We start from the raw sequence: 20820 nt of genomic DNA on the forward strand, positions 1-20820 counted from the left end.
GTTTGCCGGCATCGTACTAGTTGAATTCCGGAGCTTAACTAGTGTGAGATGGCACCCACTGTCATAATGATACTCGTTTGTGCGCTGCACACCTGTAACTATTGTTTCACCGGCCTGCTTGCAGGTCAGCCGGATATTCTTTGTCCGGTTATCCTGATCATCAACATGAGACACACATTACTATTGATTTTTACCCTTTGCTGTTTTTATACAAGATTGCTAGGGCAGATTGTGCCCAAGCCGGATTCGGAAGATTCGGCGAAGCTTGTGAATGCTATCCAATATTTGCAGATACAGGAAAATATTCCGAAAGCTCCGAGTACAATTCAAAGCCCCAACGTAGCAAGCTTTGGGTCGCACGGAGAAATTCCAGTTTCTCTTTATACCGGTAAGCCGGAAATTTCAGTCAATCTGCACGAAGTTTCCGATGGCCCCGTGAAGCTACCGATCTCTTTGATATATGACGCAGCTGGCGTCCGGCCGGAGCAACATCCGGGGTGGGTAGGGATGAATTTTACACTGTCTACGCATTATGCAATTACAAGGACGGTCAGAGACGCGCCGGATGACAACAAACCCAATGCGAGTACGCTCGGAGAACATGGGTACGCGTATCATACTGCTTTGCTTAACGGAGTGGATTGGTCTCAGAGCGCAGGTATCATAGCCATTGCAAACACCACGTTAAACCAGATTCATATCGATACTGAACCGGATGAGTTCAGCTTTTCGGCTCCGGGATTTTCAGGAAAATTTTATCTGGGCAGCGACGCAAAGTGGAAAGTACAATCCGAACGCCCTTTGAGGGTGCAATTGATTAATAGCGGAATACCGCTTTACCCCCCTTTTACACCTCCTACTTTTACCGGGAACCAATGGGATAGCTTTAATAACCAACATTACGCAGAACATTTTGAAGGTTTTATAATTACCGATGAGTTTGGCACACAATATATTTTTGGAGGTAGTGATAATTCCTACCTGGAATATAGTCTTGATTTTTTTAATCAGGGAAAATCTAATTGGACGTGTAATTCCTGGTATCTGAAAAGTATTGTGCGTCCGACAGGTCAAACAATTCAGTTTTTGTATGAGAGAGGTGATTTTCTGGCCCAGATGTACATCGCTATTTACAACAAGATGGCTAGGGTCAACGGAGGAAACCTTTTTTCATGCAGCAATTGGTCGTCGCTCATAGGCCAGATGGGCCCGTACAATGGAAAACTTATTTCTCCGATTTACCTTAAACAAATCACCGCGGATAATTTTCGGGTCATCTACAACACCTCCATCAGCAATGAATTACCCTATTCGCAGGACATTTTTGATTCATATATTAATGGCCTTTCACTGAGTATTCCCGGGTTCACCAAGCGAGATTATCTTACGTATTTGTATGACTGTTTTTATCCCAATAACACTGGACCCAATAACTGCGGTAGCCCGAGTTTAGCGCAGCTTTTGGCAAAGCTCAAATGGCGGAAGCTGGACAAGATTGTTATTCAGAACGGCAGCGGTATTACAATCAAAGAGTTTGAGCTCACCTTCAACAATATCGCGAGCGAGCGCCTAATGTTGCAGAAGGTGCAGGAGAAATCAGGCTATAATGCAAATAAGTTACCTGCATACGAATTTACCTACTATGCAGATCCTCAGCTGAGTTTGCCGCCCTATTGCAAGTCGCACACCGATCACTGGGGATTCAATAATGGCAAGCTGATTAATGTGAATGTGGATTTTAACGATTTCGGCAACTATGGGCTGAGCTTTCGAAATCCGGCGGTCTTTGAAAAATATTATCGTCTGGGAGCGCTATCACAGATAAAGTATCCGACGGGCGGCATTACAAAGTTCTGGTTTGAGCCCCATCGCTATTCAAAGGAGGTGAAACTCAAACGTTGGGAGGGTGAAGATGCTCTGGCGTCAAATCAAATAGCGGGCGGACTGAGAATTCGTGAAATCGTAAGCTATGATCCCGGTTTGGGACTTCCCGCGGTGTCGAAGAAGTATTACTATCTGGCCAGCTTTAATGCTGCTAGTCCGGACACTTCGTCGTCGGCACTTTCGAGCGGTGTACTAGGGGGTAAAACGCAGTATTATTGGCCTGACTACAAACCATTACCGGAAACAGCTGGGGTGTTGGTCGAGGAAGATATTTTCTCTACCCAATCGGTTTTGCCGATATCCGAAAATGCGATGGGAGTGCATATCGGTTACTCACAAGTCATTGAACGTTCTTCGACGGAGGGGTGGAAAGTGCATCAGTTCTCGAATTTCGACAATGGGTACCGGGATGAGGCACCGTCAGGTTTCCTTCAAACGAGTGCAACTCCCTATCAGCCGTACAACAATAAATCCTACACGAGAGGAAAACTGCTCAACTTGTCAAGCTATTATCAGAATGGAAATCTGGCATCAAAGACGACACAGATTTTTAATCCTGTCGGTCCGCTTGGTGAGTATTCTGCTCGCTCTGTAAAGACGTTGGTGGAACTATTATGTCAGACGAATCACAAGGTTTATGAAGGCACAGCAAGTTTGATAGATGTCAGGAAGTTCCTTCCCACGGAGATTATTCAAAATACTTATGATCAGGATGATCCGGTTCTTTTCAGCAGTTCTGTGGCCAGTAGAGTGTATTGGCCCAACGGACAACTAGATATAGAGGGGCAAAGCGATAGTCGCGGAAGGATGATCAAAAACAGATACAGATATCCGCTCAATCAGGGGGATGCGGCAAGTATCGCAATGACTAGTAAGTACATCATTGGCCCGGTTGTTGAAATGCTTAAATATAGCGGCTTGGATGTGTCGCCAACTCCGATAAGAGCGACGACAATTTCCTATGACCTTTTTTCGGGGAATTACCAACCTAAAAAGGTTGAAAGTAAACTTGGTTTTACACCAACTTTCACAACCGACATTGAATTCCTCACTTACGACCCGAGAGGAAACCTGCTGACTTATAAGGAGCTTAATGGGCCTGCGAATAAACTGGAATATTTCGGGCCTGCCGATGTAGGCAAGACTGATTTGCTCAAAAAGCGAACTATTGCAGATGGCACATCCGCAGCGCAGTCCACGAGCTACGACTATAAGCCGGGTGTGGGTGTGGAAACGATCCAGGACCCGAACGGTAAAACGATATTCTATGAATATGATGGTTTCAACAGGTTGAAATCGGCGATTTCAAATAATGCGGGTGGACCTAAGCGAGCGGGTTATTGCTATAATCTGGCAGGCCAGGTAGTGGATTGTGCGCCTTTAACGCCTACCGGAACTGTTTCTGCACCTCCATTACTGCTCATTTCCGAAGCCGCCTTGCCGGTGACGCTGGTTGAGTTCAACGCGGTTCGTCGCGAAAATGCGGCTTTGCTGTCTTGGACAACCACCCACGAATCCAATAGCGATCATTTCGCGGTTGAACGTAGCGGTGATGGAAAACAATGGGAATCGATAGGGACGATTAAATCGCATGTGGAAAGTGACGAAAAGCAATTCTACACATTTACCGACACCGCGCCGCTACCCTCGGAAAATCTATACAGGCTTAAAATGGTCGATCAGGATGGCTCATATGCTTATAGTCGCATTCAAAGCGTGACGTTTGGGGATCAGCGTGATGCCGTACTTTATCCCAATCCGATTACGGTCGGGAATAAGTTGCAGATACGGGTATCCGATCCGTCCGCAATTACACGCATTGCGATTTTTGATTCGGGAGGCGATGAGGTCCTGTCGGCTCGATGGCAGCCCGAGATAGATGTTTCGAGCCTGTCCGCGGGGTTGTATGTTGTGCGCATTGCCTATCGCGATGGTTCGACGGGTATCCACCGGATCGCGAAGCAATAGTCAGCCCTTCCTTCTATTTATTTACTTCAATCCAGATTCAGGTATGAAACACACATTATCCTGGCTGGTGATCTGCATGCTTGTGCGGATCATTGGCTATGCGCAGCAAACAAATACGCGTAACTATATTATCCATCGAAGTTACAAACAATCGGGAGCGAATGCGGACGACGTGAGTAAGGTCAACACGCAAGTACAGTATTTCGACGGCCTTGGCCGGCCCATTCAAATGGTGATGGTAGCACAGAACCCGGCCGGTCAGGATTTCGTGGAGCCATTGGAGTATGACGCCGCTGGCCGGATTATCAAGAAATACCTCCCTTATGCGGCGTCGGGGAGTGGGGCGTTCCATGGAAATGCGGGTGCCGAAGCGACGAATTGGTATAATGCCAATACCGCTGGTCTGGCATCCTCGGATCTGGGCAGGCCTTACCAGGAGACATTCTTTGAGCCCGCACCAACCAATCGCATTTCGGGAGAGCGGGCGCCGGGCAATAAAAGTAACACTTCGGTAATTAAGCAGAAGGTCAATACGGCAAATCAGGTAAATCGCTATGATTATGATCAAGCGGCGAATACCATTGTTCAAGTGGGTGCGTATGCAGCGGGAACATTGACCTACAAAAACATCACCGACGAACAGGGTAATGTTACAAACGAATTTACCGACCTGCTCGGACAGGTAATTTGCCGGCAGGTAATCGCAGGAGCGGGTAATTTACTTTCCACCTATTACATCTATGACGATGCCGGGCTGCTCAGAGGCGTTTTGCAGCCGAATTACCAGGATGTGCCGTCGTTGACGGATCATGCATTCACATATGACTATGATGAGCGCGGGCGTATGACAGTGAGGAGGGTCCCCGGCGGTGGTGTAACGGAGTTGGTTTATGACCAGTATAACCGGCTGGCGCTTTCCCGTGACCCGAATCAACTAGCGCGGGGCGTCTGGGCATTCATCAAATATGACGCATTGGACCGACCTGTCGTATCCGGGGAAATTGCTTCGAATGCCACCAGGCAAAGCTGGGCCGTAAACGTAGATGCCAACACCGAACATCATGAAGAGCGCAACAATGGTGCGATTCAGGGGTACACGTTGGATAAGACAGCCCCTAAGACAGCCACGGAAGCCAGTCTGCTAACCATCACTTTTTATGATGATTATGCTTTTTCAAAGGCTGCTAATTTAGCCTACAATGCGGCTTATTACCCCGCCTCCAATTCGAATGTAAAAGGGCAAGTCACCGGCACGCGGGCGAGGATGCTTCCGGGGAGTGGCGCTGCGGGGAGCTGGCTGACATCCGTAAGCTATTTCGATAATGAATACCGCACAATTCAGGTTACCCGGGAGCTGTATGATTTGGGAGCAAGTAGCATCGAACGTGTTTCAAATCAATACAAATACGACCTCGCGCCCGTGATGGCAGAGCAGAAGACCGAACAAATGTTGCCCGGGAATGTTACGCACACTCATGTTGCAACTTTCGAATACGATCATGCCGACAGGTTATTGTGTGTTAAGGAAAAGGTTATGAGTGCTAACAAAACAAAAGAGCTTTTTACCACCGGCCATCGCTACAACACCCTTGGACAGCAGCAAAGCCAGTGGCAGCATTCGCCCGACAACATACATTACCTTCGAAAGACCAATTTTACCTACAACATCCGAAGCTGGCAAACCGAAGGGCGAACGGTTTACAAACAGCAGGATAACAATCCGGAGCAGAATGTTTTTGGCTTTACTTTAAACTATGCCAACGGGAACAACTATACAAACGGCAACATCAGCCAGATGCTATGGTTGAACAAAGATGAGGCTTCGTACGTCAAGGGGCTCAATTTTACTTATGACGCAGCGAACAGATTGACGGGTTCGAGCGGTGCCGGCGGCTATGCCGATACAGAAAATGGCATTACCTATGACAAGAACGGGAACATCAAAACGCTTGTCAGGGCTGGCTCGGCTGTCGATAATCTGGCTTATACCTACGCTGGGAACCGGCTGTCGTCAGTCAGCGACGGAAGCGGTAATAATCTTGGCGTCAAAAGCGGGGCGAGTTCTTACGGTTACGATGGAAATGGCAATATGACTGCGGATGGAAACCGAGTCGCGACACTGACTTACAATTATCTGAACCTGCCTAAAACGGTCACATTGGGAGGGAAAACCGCGACTTACGATTACGACGCGCTCGGTGCGAAGCACAAGTATGTGTTTGATACGCTTACATTGAAATACGCCGGGCAGTTCCAATACCGGCAAACGGGCAATGCGAACAACCTTCACCGCATATCCCTGTCCGAAGGCCAGGCTGTTTTCAGAAATAACAATATCGGATTTGAATATTATCTGAAAGACCATCTCGGTAACGTCAGGCTCGTTTTCGACGAGAAAGGCCAGACATTACAGCGTACAGATTATTACCCCTTCGGCCTGGAAATAGACCGGAACAATCCGGTACAGCCGCTCAAAGTGCGGAATGGGTATAACCGGTATCTTTATAATGAGAAGGAGTTGCAGGTCGGGATTGGGTATTTGGATTATGGTGCGCGGATGTATATGCCGGAGATCGGGCGCTGGGGCGTGGTAGATAATCGAGCCGAAAAATATACATTTTCAAGCCCCTATGCTTATTGTCTAAATAACCCCCTGATTTACACCGATCCTAAGGGAGACACTGTTAGAGTTTATACAGAAGTTTCAGGTGCTGGACATGCATGGTTAAGCACAGGAGACGGTAAAAATATGACGGTGTATAGCTATGGTAGGTATGCCGGAACTTATGATAAATGGCATGGTGTGAATACATTGTCCAATGGCCCTGGTGTATTATTAAGATTAACGGGAGAAGATGCACGCTCTTACAATCAGAAAAAATTCGACAAAACCGGAGCGACAGTATTTCAGGTTTTGGATGTAACTGACGAAGCCGTTCAAGAGAAAATTGATGCTCAATTTAATTCTTCTGATAAGAGACCCCAAAAGGGGGAATATAAAAGTGATCCAAGAGCACGTGTCGTCGGAGAATACCAATTGTTAAGTAATAATTGTACGACCTGTGTTAGCGATGCATTGAGCAATTCTGGATCCAATGCAACTCAACAACGTCCAAATAGGAGTGGTAAACAGGAAGATGCTCGTTTTGTTATTCCTGCATCATTACAAGCATTTTTAAATTGGCAAGCAAATTCAATATTTGGAAACAATTCAGTTAGAGTTGAGAAAGTGATAGCACCCAAAAAAGAGAACTGATGAACATGAAAATTGTTTCAAAACTTTGGATCGCTGTATCCTTGATGCTTTTGCTAATTGTAGCATCCAAATTATTAGATGCTTACGTGTCATTAAAATATGAGGTGGAAGAGGTTCATGTGTCTAGCCAATTGAATGAAGCGGTAATTGATAAAAAGAAATTGCTGGATCAAATGATTGTGGGGCTTTGGTCTGCCGCGACATATTTACTAGTGAATATTATCATTATGGTTCGTCGGGTGTATAATAATCAATAGCAAACTATTGAAGAGTATACGTCTAATTTGGAACGAGTTATTGATCTATTGACCTTAATTCAATTATTTTCAATTTAACCAAAAACACACCTATGAAAGCGCATTCAACACACATTATGAGAAACTATACACATGCCTTCCATAATGTAATTCCTTGTCTATTTATAATTCAATTAATCACAGCATCGCAAACTTTCGGCCAAGGGAAATTCGTGGAAGGCTACATTCTAACCAATCAGAGTGACACTATCCGCGGATTTGTCCGGGATGAAAATTGGGCGACCAGCCCGGATCGCATTGCGTTTAGAAATCTGAATGGCGAGGTATCGGCTTACGCGGCCGAAAGTATTGCGGGTTTCGGATTAGTTACCGCAAAGGAAATTTACAAGAGCAGGAAAATTGGGGTATTGAACATAAACCTCATGCAGCCGTATATGCTTGCACCGTCATTGGAAACCCGGGATTCGGTTCAGGTGTTTTTGCAGGAAGTAGTAAGCGGCGGAGTAGTAACGTTATTTGAATTCCTGGATCACACGCAGCATTCGCGTTTCTTTATTGAGAAGGAGCACCGGTTGAAAGAGCTGTTCTACTATCCGTTCTACAAATCGGTTGACAATCGGAATTACCTGGTTGTTTACGATGAATATAAAAAGCAGCTCGTGAAACTATGCGCGGATGCAGAGCGGTTTCGCGAACCACTACCGCCGTATCAGGAAAAGCATTTAAAAGAGTATATCAAGTCGTATAATGCGTTTTTTACCAAGGATAGTGTCCGATACCTGGCTGAAAATCATAGGCTGGCTTTCAATTTGGAGCTCATCGGAGGTGTTGAGAACTGGGGCGAGGAGATGGTCATTCATAACAAGGCTACTTATGGCTTCGGGTTGCGGACGGACTTTCCACGCAAGTTTCGCAACAGGTATGTGAAAGCCAGTATGCTCTTTACGCCTGGCCTCCCACTCGGATTCTCTCCAGGTGCATTCTCTAAAAAGACGTTAAGAACACTCGAAGTTGGTTTGGGACGATATTTTGGGTCGGGAGGTCTCCGACCTTTTTTAGGCCTCAATGCGAGCATCGTCAATAGGGGCTACCGTAGTGATTTCCTGGGAATGAATGTAGGAATAAGCTACAAGCGCCTGATAAGTGTGGAAGTAGGGCATTTTGCCAATTTCTACTGCTTCATGACCAAGACCAGTTTCCTGATCCAACCACGAATAAGTTTGCACTATTTTGCCAACTTGAATTTTGGTCAGAACAGGATGCGCTAGCACAATACATTGGGAAGAAAGTCACCTAAGTTACCACGGACCGCTTTGCCGCCACAGATTTTACCTTGCCGCTCTTTTTTCCCCTAAACCACCAGATAATAAACCCTGTCACCGGTAAACTGGCCCCGATCAAGCTCGCGAAGAATGCGAGAATGCGCGTCGGCAGGCCGTAGATCTGCCCCACGTGAATGTCAAAATTCATGGCGTAGAGTTTTTCCCCGGTAGACATTTCCTCGAATTTTTTCGATTCCTCTGAGGGGAGTTCGGCCAGGGTATTGCGGTCAAAAAAGCGGGTGAAAGTTTTGTAAATGGTACCGTCTTGGGGGTTGATGGTGATTTCATAAGGATCGTTGGCTTCTTCGGGGAAGCTGATGTTCAGCCGGCCGAGGTCGCCGGGGTGGTCGTTGCGGATCCGTTGCCAGAGGATGTCCGCGGGCTGGTCGTACAGTGGATGGGTGAAAGTCGTGTCGGAATGCGGGTGATCGTCGGAATGGCCGTGGGAGGCGGTGGCTTTGCCGGTGAGCAGCCATTGGTAACCTCTGTCGAACCAGTCGAAACTGTATACGATGCCCGAGATTGTGAGCGCCAGCACGACGATGAATGCGTAGAAGCCAAGCACGTTGTGGAGGTCGAGGTTGACGCGCTTCCAGTTTCCCTTCCATTTGATTTTGAAACTTTTGTCACGTGTCGATTTTGTCCATTTCTTAGGATACCACCAAATGAGCCCGGTGATGAGGGTGATCACAAAAATAATGCAGGAAGCGCCTACGACCGGGCTGCCGATTTTTTGAGGCAGGAAAAAGAACCGGTGACCGCTGCGTACAAATATGAAGAATGATTCGGCCGTCGATGGGCCGGTTTTGTGATACAGTACCCGTCCGTCATAAGGATTGAGGTAAACGGAGTAAAACTTACCCTTCTCCGGTGTGTAGTTCGTGAATGCGGATTTTTCGGAAGTGCCGTAAGTAATGCTGGTGAACTCCACGCCTTTGCCCTCCTTGCGCTGCGCGAATGCGGCGGCCTTGGCAATCAATACGGAGGGCGGGAGAAACGGCTTGTTTTGGGCCTCCACGCGCTGGTAGGGTTCGGTAAAATACCAGACTTCGTACCGGAATACCCACAATGCGGCCGTGAGGCACACGACAAATACGACAATACCGGATGCAAGCCCCAGCCAGAGATGCAGCCATTCATTCATGCGCCTGAAAAGAGAACGCCGGGGTTTTTCTGTGGATTTACGGTTGCTCATGGTGGCAGGATTGAATCCGGGGCGCAGAACGCGCCCCGGATAGATCAGAATTTGATGGTTACCGAGCCGGATAACTGGCGGAGCGGCTGAGGCAATCCCCAGTTGGAGAAGGTGGCTTCGTTGCCCAGGTTATTGCCTTTGAGCGTCACGCGCCATTTGGGCTGGTCGTAAAAGAGCGAGGCGTTAATCAGCGTATAGCCCGGAATGGTAATCAGGTTGGCGGCCTCGAAGAAGCAGTCGGATACATAATTACCGCCAAAGCCAAGGCCAAAATTGCGCAGTGTTTTGCCGGTAAACTTGTAGCTCACCCAGAGATTGGCAAAGTCGGTCGGGACTTGCGCCACGTAGTTGCCTTCGAATGCAGCGGCTTTCACTACTTTATTCTCATTTTTGGCATAACCCGCCACGATGTTCAGGCCCGCTACCGGGTTTGCAACGATCTCTACTTCATAGCCTTTGCTTTTCTGTTGGCCGTCCTGAATCGTAAAGCTGTTTTCGATGCGGGTAGCATTGTTGATTGCGATATCATAGTAGCTGACAGTACCCGTCAGTTTGCGGTTAAATGCTTCGGCTTTCAAACCAAACTCCCATTGATTGGCATTCAAAGGCTTGAACGTAGCGATGGTACCGTCGGGCTGCACCACGGGGGCGACATTCTGGAAACCATTCATGTAGTTACCAAAAATCGAAAGCTGCTCCGGTGCAAGCTGGTATACAAAACCGAATTTGGGCGAAACGGCGGTTTGCTTGTAATCGTTGGTTCCTTTGACACCGTTGGTGATCGTCGCATTGTTCACGAACCGGTCCACACGGAGGCTCAGCATTACAATCAGGCGCTCGGTCAGGTTGATCACGTCCGAGGCATAGGCGCTGTACGTGCTTAGGCGCGTCTGGTTGTTGGAATTGGTTTTGGCAGCCATGAGGTCGTTCACCTTTTCGAGGTTGATGCCCGGGATAGGCTTGTTGGTATTCACCACATCATACGTTCCGACGTCGGTATAGCGCAGCTGGCTCGTGAACGTGTACACGTCCAGGCCTATGAGCAGGCGGTTGCGTACGCGTCCGATGTTGAAATTGCCGGTAAAGTTTTGCTGCGCATTGATGGACGTGAAAATGCGGGGGCCGTAGTTGGAAATGTTTCGGTTGAAAGTCGTGTCGCTTGTCCAGTTCGGGTAAATCTGGTTGCTGTGCTCGATGCGGTTATTGCCGAGCGTGATATTCGTTTGGGAGGTCCATTTGGAATTGATGGTATAACGGGCGCCGAGTGCGTAATTGAGTGCGGTGAGGTCCGCGTCGATGTTTTCGCCGCCCAGGGATGTTTTGCTGCTGACAGGTATGTCCTTGAAATTCTTGTAGGAAGTTTTGTTCAGGTTCTGATAATAGGCTACGGTCGAGCGGTTGGTGGCATTCAATTCGGCGTCGAAAGAGAGCGTAAGACGATCGTCTACCTTGTAAAGCAAGCTTGGTGTAGCGGTGTAGCGGCGGTTATGGCCGAAACTCTGCCAGGTTCCTTCCGAGTGTGCGGCGGCATTCACACGGAGGAGCAGGCTCTTGTCTGCATTGAGCGGCGTATTGACATCCGCTGTAAACCGGCTGAGCTCGTAACTTCCTGCGGTATACGAAACTTCACCTTTAAATTTCTCGAAAGGCTTTTTGGTAACCTCGTTGATCAGCCCGCCGAAGCTTACAAGGCTCGACCCGAACAATGTTCCCGATGGACCTTTGATCACTTCAACCCGTTCCAGGTTGATCGGGTCCGATTGGTAAATCTGCACCGCCATCCCGTTCCGGATTGTGGTGGTAGCCGAAAAGCCCCGGATCGTAGCACCGGTACCACCGGCCGGATTGTTGACAGGTGCCACGCCCGCTACATTCCGTAATGCGTCTTTAAAATCGGTCACGACCTGTTCGCTGATGAGGTCTTTGTTGACAGTGCTATAAACCTGGGGATTTTCCAGGTTTTTGAGCGGAAGCCTGGCCACATAATCCGATTCCTTGTCGGCAAACCGGTTTACATTCCCTTTCACCTGCACCTCTTCCAGCTGGTTTAAACTCTCTTTGAGGCTCACAACAGGTACCGTGATCGTTTCATCGGCCACGATTTCAATGGGTATTTCAACGGCCGAGTAGCCGATGAGCTGCACGACGAGCGTTTGGCTGCCTTCGATGACATTCCGGATGATATAGTCGCCCTGTTCGCTGGTGAGTGCGCCTTTGGACGAACCTTTAATGGACACATTGACAAAGCTGGCCGGCTGGCCGTCGGAGGTTTGCACAACTCCCCGCACGTTGCCGCGTCCCTTGTCGGGAGCGAGCGCGAAGGCGCATTGAAATGAAATCAGCAAGGCAACGGCCAGGTGGGTTACACGCAATAGGGCATTTGCAGAGTGTAAGTATTGATTTTTCATATTATTTGTAAATAATCTAAATAAAAATACAAACATAATGCGCTTTTCGGTTTTCGCCAACGAAAGCGGAAAAATTTGCCGGCTGCGGGCTTCGCAAAAAAGAAGCAGTGTGGGGAGAAAAATCCGGGTTGCGGTAGTAGTCTGTTATGAAGCTTTGCAAGTATCCTTGTCACATACCAAAACTAACTAACACCATGTCATTCTCCCGGGCTGAAATTTTGATTAACAAGCTTATCAGCAATAAGATATCCGAGGACGAACTGGCGGAGTTGCTCGCAGGGATTTCCGATGACGAAGGGGGTAAAACTTACTCCGACGCCCTCGAAATTTATTTCAACCGTTTGTTGAAGGAAAACCGGCCGAACGGTGAGGCCGGGCCGAAGGAATCATAGCAGATTACAGAATTTACAACTACTCACTCTCCTCTATCAATAGTTTGTTCAGAAATAAAAAAGTCAGATCCTTTTAGAATAGCCCAAACGACACCATCCCTAGTAATGTGAGCAGGATTTCAAGATGTTTTCTTCCGTGAGCAACCCTCGCGGAAGGTGATCCGCTACTCACCTCTGATACCATGTTATTAATACCGCTGACACGGATTATATAAGTCTGTCGTGTTTTCTATTTTTTTAACATAAAGCTCTATTTCTCAGTATCATGAACAGTGCCCGTCACCTTAAACACAAAAACTATGGATCCAAATTTTACTGCTAGCCTGCGAAGGTTGCTCCTATGCATTTTCGTGGCAGTTTTGCTCGTCAGCCCGGCATTCGCGGCGAGAAATCTCGATAAGACCATCAAGGGAAAAGTTACTTCGAAAATAGACGGCGCGGCGCTGCCCGGCGTCAGTATTGTGGTGAAGGGAAGCCAGCTGGGTACCTCCACCGATGCAACCGGTAATTACTCGATCAACGTCAATGAGGCCTCCAAGCCGGTTCTCGTATTTTCCTACATCGGGCATGAAACCCAGGAAGTGATCGTAGGGAACCAATCGGTGATCGACGTGGTGCTGGCGGAAGGTGTTGAAACGCTGAACGAAACCGTGGTAACGGCTTTGGGTCTTTCACGCGAGAAACGCTCATTGGGCTATTCGGTGGCCGAAGTCAATGGAAAAGATATCAGCCGGGTGGCACAGGAAAACGTGCTGAATTCGCTGGCCGGCAGGGTGCCGGGCGTTACCATTAGCTCCACAGGTGGCACCGGTTCTTCGGTCAGTATGATCATCCGCGGCGCTACATCTCTGAGCAGTGATAATCAGCCGCTTTTCGTAGTTGACGGTGTTCCTATCGCCAATACGCTCAACAACGTAAGCCAGGTAGGTAACGACAACCGCGTCGACTACGGTAATGCGATTTCCAGCCTTAACCCCGACGATATCGAGAACGTATCCATCCTGAAAGGCCCGAACGCAGCGGCACTTTACGGTTCGAGGGCAGGTCGCGGGGTGGTGCTGATTACTACCAAAACCGGTAGCAAATCGAAAAAAATGACGGTTTCCGTCAACTCCAACACGGTTTTTGACAAGCCTTACAAATACCTGAACATGCACCACAAGTTTGCGACGGGTATTCTGCCTTTTACACCGGATAACAACCCGTACCCCGGTGGTGTGCTGATGATCGACGAAGGTTCTGCCGGTGGGGTAGGCCCGGAACTCGACAAAGGCTATAAGGCCATTCAATGGAACAGCCCCAAGGATGCCAATGGCAACCCGATTCCTACGGACCTCGTTTCGCATCCGGATAATGTCAAAAATTTTGTGCGTACAGGTATTACCACCACCAACGGGGTTGCAATTTCAAACAGCAATGATCTGGTAACTTACCGGTTGTCGTATTCGAACATGTCGAACCGCGGTATTATCCCGAATTCAGATCTGTTCCGTAATTCATTGAATATCAATTCGGCAGTGAAGCTGGCCAAAAAACTGACGCTCAGCACGAACGTCGATATCAGCCGCAACAACTCCAACAACCGTCCGGCGACCAACCGTGGTACCAACCCGCTGCAATGGGCATATGCGGTTTCGCCGCACATCGATATCCGCGACCTGCGCAATTACTGGGTGCCGGGGCAGGAAGGCTTGCAGCAGCTGTCACAAGGCCCGGGCGATTACAACAACCCGTGGTTCCTGGCTTACGAGGTCAACAACAGCTTCGTCCGCGACCGTGTGTTTGGGAACCTTAAGGCCGACTGGCAGATCACACCGCATTTGAGCCTGATGGGTCGTTACGCGCTCGATACTTATCGCGAACAGCGCGAAACCAAAATCGGAAACAGCTATACCAATGATAGCCGTGGTGGTTACGGGGTGATTAACCTTACCCGATTTGAACGCAATGCCGACTTCCTTTTGAGCTATAAGCGTGATATCAACAATTTCAGTTTCTCGGTATCGGGCGGTGGTAATACCCGTTATCAGAAAAATATGGACGTGAACACAGCCAGCGGAAATGGTACCGGGTTGGTTATCCCGGGGCTTTATACGCTGTCGAACATTGCCCCGCAGAACCTCAGATTTTCCAGCTACCTGTCGGAAAGGGCCGTTTACAGTGTCTACGGATTGGCCAACATTGGTTTCAAAGACATGGTCTACCTCGACCTGACAGCACGCAACGACTGGTCGAGTACCCTGCCGAAAGCTAACCGCTCGTACTTCTATCCGTCGGCTTCATTGAGTGTCCTGCTCAATGAGGTATTCCGGATGCCTAATCAGATCAGTTTGCTGAAAGCGAGAGGAAGCTGGGCACAGGTGGGTAACGATACCCAGCCCTACAATTTGCTGGCGACGCTGGGTAACTCCGGTGCCTGGGATGGCATTACACGCTTGTCCAAATCCGGATCAATATTGCTTCCCGACCTGAAACCGGAGATCGCGACTTCGTATGAATACGGGCTTGACCTGAACCTCTACCAAAACCGCGTCCGAATGACCGCCACTTACTATCAGGTGGAGAACCGCAACCAGATTATCCCGACCAAACTTCCGGGGTCGAGCGGTTTTACTTCGAAAAATATCAATGCAGGTTTGCTCGTGAGCAAAGGACTTGAACTGACACTCGGAGGCACGCCGATCGACAAGAACGGCTGGCGCTGGGATATCAATGCCAACTGGTCGAGAAACCGCACGACGATCAAGTCGCTGTCGGATGGCCTTGAATTCTATACGCTCTGGACCGACGCAAAAGGCGGTGCCTGGACTTACGTAGGCGATAAGATCGGGGATATTTACGATAACGAGCTGGTTACGGTTAAGGACAAGAGCTCGCCTTATTACGGCTACCCTATTCTGGATGAGAACGGTTCGTGGCAGTCGATTTCCGCTTCCAAAACCCGCAATAAGATCGGTAACTTCAATCCCGACTTCCTGATGGGTTTGCAAACATCCCTTTCATATAAAGGTTTCACGCTGAACATGTCGTTCGACTGGCGCCAGGGTGGCGATTTCGTATCGCAAACATATCGTTATGGCGAGTCCGACCTGAAATCTCAGCGCTTCCTGGATAACCTGATTAATCCGAACGGAATGACCGGCGACCAGCTGCGCAACTATCTCGTGAACAACAACAAGGTGGTGGTTACCGGAAACCAATTCAACATCGTCGGTGGTCCTACCAAAGAATATGGCGGCTTCCCGTTTGAGTACGGAGGCAATACGTATGACTATGCGGTGTTCAACCCCGGCGTGATTGCACAATACAACGAAGCCGGCGAAATCACCGGTTACACTGAGAACCTCGGTGGAGCGGGCACGAAATACATTCCTTACGGCGACAACTATCCCTGGGATTTCACCCGTGCGGCTACATTCGATGCTTCGTTTGTGAAACTCCGTGAAGTATCGCTCGGATACGACCTGCCCTCAACTTTTGTGAAACGCCTGGGTCTGCAAAATGCCAACATCGCCGTTTACAGCCGCAACATTATCCTTTGGACCAAAGCCAAAATCGGTATTGACCCCGAGCAGGCATTCCAGCAAGAGTCCGGTGCACAGGCTGGTACCCAGTTCAAGCAGGGTATCGAGCGCTACAACGTAACTCCGTGGGTGATACCTGTTGGTTTTAAACTTGGTTTAACTTTCTGATATAGAATTACATAGTCTATTTAATATAAATAAACTCATGAAAAAACTTAATAACAAGTTCGTCATCATACCGCTGCTGCTGGCATGCATGGTCTTTTCCTGTAAGGACCTGACGGAGCTCAATGAAAACCCGAACGGGGTAGCACCGGAGTCGGTGAACCCGAACCTCGTATTGCCGACGGTCCTGACGGAGGCGGCCAAGCTGTATGTGAACCTGGGCTACCAGGACATCGCGGGCGTGGTGCAACACACGCAGAAAGACGCATGGTCGAGCGGGCATAATGACTATGACTGGGGCGGGGACCAGAGCTGGAATGCGTATTACGATGTATTGCGTAATAATGATCTGGTGTATCAAAGAGCCGTGGCCACAAATTTTGAGTTTCACCAGGGCGTAACTTTGGTGATGAAATCGTTCATGTTCGGTCTCATTACCGATCTCTGGGGCGATGCGCCTTATACCAATGCATTGAAAGGCGAAGCCGGTTCGACAGCCGATATTCTGCCGTCATTCGACAGCCAGGACAAGATTTACGCGGGAATTATCGCCGACTTGGAAAGAGCCAATACCTTGCTTTCCAAATCGAAAGCCGACTATGAGGGAATCGTCGACAATGTGGATGTTTATTATGGAGGCGATCCTGCCAAATGGCGGAAGATGGCTAATTCGCTATTGCTTCGTTACTACATGCGTATTTCGGCCAAGCAGCCTGACATTGCGAAGGCGGGTATCGAGAAAATCGTGGCCAATGCGGCAAATTATCCCATCATTACTTCCAATGCGGATGATGCTACGATGGGCTTCCCGGGCAACAGCGAGGCAGATTCATGGCCTGCTAACACCGTGATCGACGCGAGCGGAAGCAACTACCGCCGCATTAAAATGTGCGCGACACTGGTGGAAAAATTGCAGACATTGAAAGACCCACGCCTGGGAATCTGGGCCAACAAGGTGGAAATTCCCCTCGTAGTGGATCCGACACAACCAGCCGGAACCGACAAAATCGTGGACGGCAAGCGCATTCTTTCGCCGGATAAGGTTAAGAATACGCAAGTCGACACAGACCCGGAATATGTGGGTTTGCCGCCAAGCTTTTCGGCATTGCCGTCGGCCTATAACCTCAACCCAACGCCGGGGCAGACATCCTTTAACCCGCACGTTTCGTTCCTGAACAACATTTACAAATCCGCCAAAGGCCCGTTGCTGCGTGCACGGCTTATTTCTGCTGCGGAAGTAAACTTCATTCTCGCCGAAGCGGCATTGAAAGGCTGGGCTGTCGGTGTGGCGAAAGACCGTTACGAAGCCGGTGTGAAGGCTTCCATGACCACCTGGACGGTAGGCGATAAGTATGCCGCTTACATTGCGACACCCGGCGTGGTTTTCGACAATACAGTGAAGCAAGTACTCGAACAGAAATGGATTGCCAGCTGGACAGCTGCTACCGAAGCGTGGTTCGATTTCCGCCGTACCGGCATGCCTGCTTTGAAAGCCGGCCCTGCGGCCAAGCGGGAGGTGCTGCCTGTGCGCTTCTATTATATGCAGGACGAGCTGCGGATCAACAAAACCAATGCGGAGGCTGCCGTGAGCAAGCTGGAAGTGACCAACTATTCGCAGGCCGACAACGGTAACAGCGCGTGGTCCAAACAATGGCTTTTGCAAGGAACTGGTAAGCCCTGGTAGTCATATTTGTTTTAAGGTGAGTATTTAAAACCGGGACTGTCGGGATCATCCCGCAGTTCCGGTTTAGTTTTAATTGGTAAACCCCTTCCAAAATGAGAGCCAGAATCATTTTCGTTTGCCTTTTGTATCTGTGCATTAGCCAGGTCGCGGTTGGCCAGCATTTCAGGGCTGCGGCGGCTGTGCGGGTGATAACGCCCGATCCGCTTTTGCCGGTTTCCGGGGGCATTGGTACGCCGAAGAAAGCAACGCAAAAGAATGGCGACTTGTATGCGAGAGCATTTGTGATGGAAAAGGGGGCGGTCAGGATCGCCATTGTGAATGTGGATAACCTGGGCTGGCCGGCTGCCTTGGGCAACAGGTCGCGGAAGCTGATCAAAGGGATTGCGCCCGAGAACGTGCTCATAGGCGCCACGCATACGCACAGCGGGCCCGATGCGTACGGTTTTCCCAATGAAAAGGGCGAGTCGTTCGCCGATATGGCTTACCTCGACCGTTGCGTTCAGCAAATCGCCGATGCCGTGAATGAGGCAGTCGGGAAACTGGAAAATGCTTCATTGAAAATAGCAGTAGCCGATGCCAAAGGTAAGATCGCGTATAACTACTATGCCGACCAGCTTTACGATCCCAGTTGCGGCGTGATCCAGGCTGTGGCCAACTCCGGGGCAAATAAAGGTAAGCCCATTGCCACGCTGGTGAACTACGCGATACACCCGGAGGTGATCGGGTCGGGCAGGGGTATTCTGAGCCCGGATCTTTGCGGGCCGCTGTACGATCGCATTGAATCTCAAGGTGGAGGAGTCGCCATTTTTATGAACGGCGCGCAGGGCGGCATGGTAACTGCCGATAACCGCCTTGAAGGTGGGAAGGAAGCCAATGACTGGACTGAATGCAAAAGGATAGGCGAACTGCTGGCCGATGAAGCGTTGCGGATCGTGAAAGACGCGGCGGTGCAGGAAAACCCGGACGTTTATTGCGCTTCCCGCAGGATTGAGTTTCCGGTGGATTCGGAGATCATGCGTTTTATCCTTCAAAAATCACCTATTAAAAATGAAATGGCCGGTGATAATCGCATTGTGACGCAGCTGAATCTGCTCAATATCGGCAGCGCTCAGGTGCTGACCGTTCCGGGCGAGGCATTGCCCAATATCGGCTACTATGTCAAAAGGCATATGAATACCAAAAAGCCATTCCTTTTCGGACTGACGAACGATGCATTCGGCTACATGCTCACGAAGGTTGATTTCAACAGTTTTAAACGGTATGACTACGTGAGCCGGACAAGCCTGGGCGAAATGACAGGCGAGATTTACATGGAACAGGCATTGAAATTAGTAAAAGACAGCCCCGCGCCGCAGCCGACTGCCCCGGCGGGAAAGTAAACCGATTTTTCAACCCAAATAAGAGTGATCATGTTTTTGAAAATAGCCGTCAGATCCGTGTTGCTGGCCTTCGTGGCGACCGTATTCGCGAACGCCCAGAAAGTGACCCCGGAAAACGCATTGGAGAGCTACCTCAACAATGGCGACAAAACCTTCAAATGGGAGCTGAAAGAGACATTTAAACGCGACGATCTGACATTTTACCAGATCCTGCTGACCTCTCAGAAATGGCGGGAGTTCACCTGGACGCACCAGTTGACGCTCATCGTACCAAAAGAAAACCGGCACGACGACGCGTTGCTTTTCATAACGGGCGGTTCCAATTCCAACGAACAGCCCAATTGGAACAGCAAAAAAGACGAAAAAATGTACGGATCGCTCGGTGCGGTGGCTACCACGAACCAAGCCATTGTGGCATTGCTGAAACAGACGCCTAATCAGCCGTTTTTTGGTGATTTGACGGAGGATGCATTGATTTCCTATACATTACACAACTTCAAAAAAGACAAGGACTACACCTGGCCGCTGCTCTTTCCGATGGTTAAAAGTGCTGTGAAAGCCATGGATGCCGTGCAGCAGTTTTCCCAAAAGGAATTGAAACACACCGTGAATAGCTTCGTCGTAACGGGTGCTTCGAAGCGGGGATGGACGACCTGGCTCACAGGTGCGAGCGACAAACGCGTGGAGGCAATCGCTCCCATGGTGATCGATGTGCTGAATATGCCGGTAAGTCTCGATTATCAGATTAAGTCCTGGGGCGATTACAGCGTTCAGATCGAGGATTATGTGAAACTGGGTATTCCGCAGTCGACCGGTTCACCCGACGGGCAGGCCATTACGGCCATGATCGACCCCTATTCGTATCGTGCCAAACTGACCATGCCGAAGATGATCTTCATGGGAACGAACGACGAGTATTGGGTGGTGGATAATATCAAAAACTACCTCGACAAGATTCCCGGGAAAAACATGCTGCATTATGTGCCTAATGCAGGCCACGACCTCGGCGACGGCAAGCAGGCGATGGAAGCACTGAGTGCGTTCTTCGGCGCAACGATTAACAAACGGCCTTATACCGAATGCAAATGGAGCCAGTCAATGGCCAACCGGAAGGTGAATCTGGACATTAAGACGACGCCGGATGCGTTAGTGGACGTGATCCTGTGGTCGGCCAACTCGCCCGACCAGGATTTGCGGAATGATACCTGGACCGCGCAAAGTTTAAAAATCAGCCAGCAATCCAATGTGAAGGTAACGGCCGAGCTTCCGGCCAGCGGCTTCCGGGCATTTTATGTGGATTTGAAATACAAAACGCCGCAAGGCAACGTCTACACCGAGAGTACAAGAGTGTTTTTAACGGATAATAAGTCGGTTCTGTAAATCCCT

Annotated in this window: 11 protein-coding genes; 9 read left to right on the plus strand and 2 right to left on the minus strand. The window is 49.3% G+C overall.

Annotated elements, in window-relative coordinates:
• The first annotated feature begins 66 nt into the window (after positions 1-66).
• The 4 genes from CLV60_RS21790 to CLV60_RS21805 all read left to right on the plus strand — a co-directional run bounded on the left by CLV60_RS21790 (position 67) and on the right by CLV60_RS21805 (position 8633).
• Positions 67-3852, plus strand: a complete 3786-nt coding sequence (locus CLV60_RS21790) for a T9SS type A sorting domain-containing protein (protein WP_170118835.1) — start codon at positions 67-69, stop codon at positions 3850-3852.
• A gap of 43 nt (positions 3853-3895) precedes the next feature.
• Complete coding sequence (locus CLV60_RS21795; RefSeq protein ID WP_170118836.1) at positions 3896-7108, plus strand: DUF6443 domain-containing protein; 3213 nt, start codon at positions 3896-3898, stop codon at positions 7106-7108.
• Positions 7109-7113: 5 nt separating this feature from the next.
• Positions 7114-7365, plus strand: coding sequence for a hypothetical protein (locus CLV60_RS21800; RefSeq protein WP_146151581.1), 252 nt, complete (start codon positions 7114-7116; stop codon positions 7363-7365).
• 212 nt (positions 7366-7577) lie between these two features.
• Positions 7578-8633 carry a hypothetical protein gene (locus CLV60_RS21805; protein ID WP_146151582.1) on the plus strand — a complete coding sequence of 352 codons (1056 nt, stop codon included), beginning with the start codon at positions 7578-7580 and terminating at the stop codon, positions 8631-8633.
• 25 nt (positions 8634-8658) lie between these two features.
• Here CLV60_RS21805 and CLV60_RS21810 read toward each other — a convergent pair whose 3' ends face one another.
• Both CLV60_RS21810 and CLV60_RS21815 read right to left on the minus strand, forming a co-directional pair.
• Complete coding sequence (locus CLV60_RS21810; protein ID WP_106597505.1) at positions 8659-9882, minus strand: PepSY-associated TM helix domain-containing protein; 1224 nt, start codon at positions 9880-9882, stop codon at positions 8659-8661.
• 44 nt (positions 9883-9926) lie between these two features.
• Positions 9927-12290, minus strand: coding sequence for a TonB-dependent receptor (locus CLV60_RS21815; protein ID WP_170118837.1), 2364 nt, complete (start codon positions 12288-12290; stop codon positions 9927-9929).
• 194 nt (positions 12291-12484) lie between these two features.
• On the opposite strand from CLV60_RS21815, the gene CLV60_RS21820 reads away from it, so the two are divergent.
• From CLV60_RS21820 to CLV60_RS21840, 5 genes are all read left to right on the plus strand, one after another.
• Complete coding sequence (locus CLV60_RS21820; protein WP_106597507.1) at positions 12485-12682, plus strand: hypothetical protein; 198 nt, start codon at positions 12485-12487, stop codon at positions 12680-12682.
• 299 nt (positions 12683-12981) lie between these two features.
• On the plus strand, positions 12982-16374 hold the full coding sequence (locus tag CLV60_RS21825) for a SusC/RagA family TonB-linked outer membrane protein (protein ID WP_106597508.1): 3393 nt from the start codon (positions 12982-12984) through the stop codon (positions 16372-16374).
• 37 nt (positions 16375-16411) lie between these two features.
• Entirely contained in the window at positions 16412-18055 is a 1644-nt protein-coding gene (locus CLV60_RS21830) for a SusD/RagB family nutrient-binding outer membrane lipoprotein (protein WP_106597509.1), read from the plus strand.
• 92 nt (positions 18056-18147) lie between these two features.
• Entirely contained in the window at positions 18148-19434 is a 1287-nt protein-coding gene (locus tag CLV60_RS21835; protein ID WP_106597510.1) for a hypothetical protein, read from the plus strand.
• A gap of 30 nt (positions 19435-19464) precedes the next feature.
• A complete protein-coding gene (locus CLV60_RS21840; RefSeq protein ID WP_106597511.1) occupies positions 19465-20814 on the plus strand; it encodes a PhoPQ-activated pathogenicity-related family protein in 1350 nt (449 codons plus the stop codon).
• Positions 20815-20820 lie beyond the last annotated feature (6 nt).

The organism is Dyadobacter jiangsuensis (assembly GCF_003014695.1).
Classification (GTDB): domain Bacteria; phylum Bacteroidota; class Bacteroidia; order Cytophagales; family Spirosomataceae; genus Dyadobacter; species Dyadobacter jiangsuensis.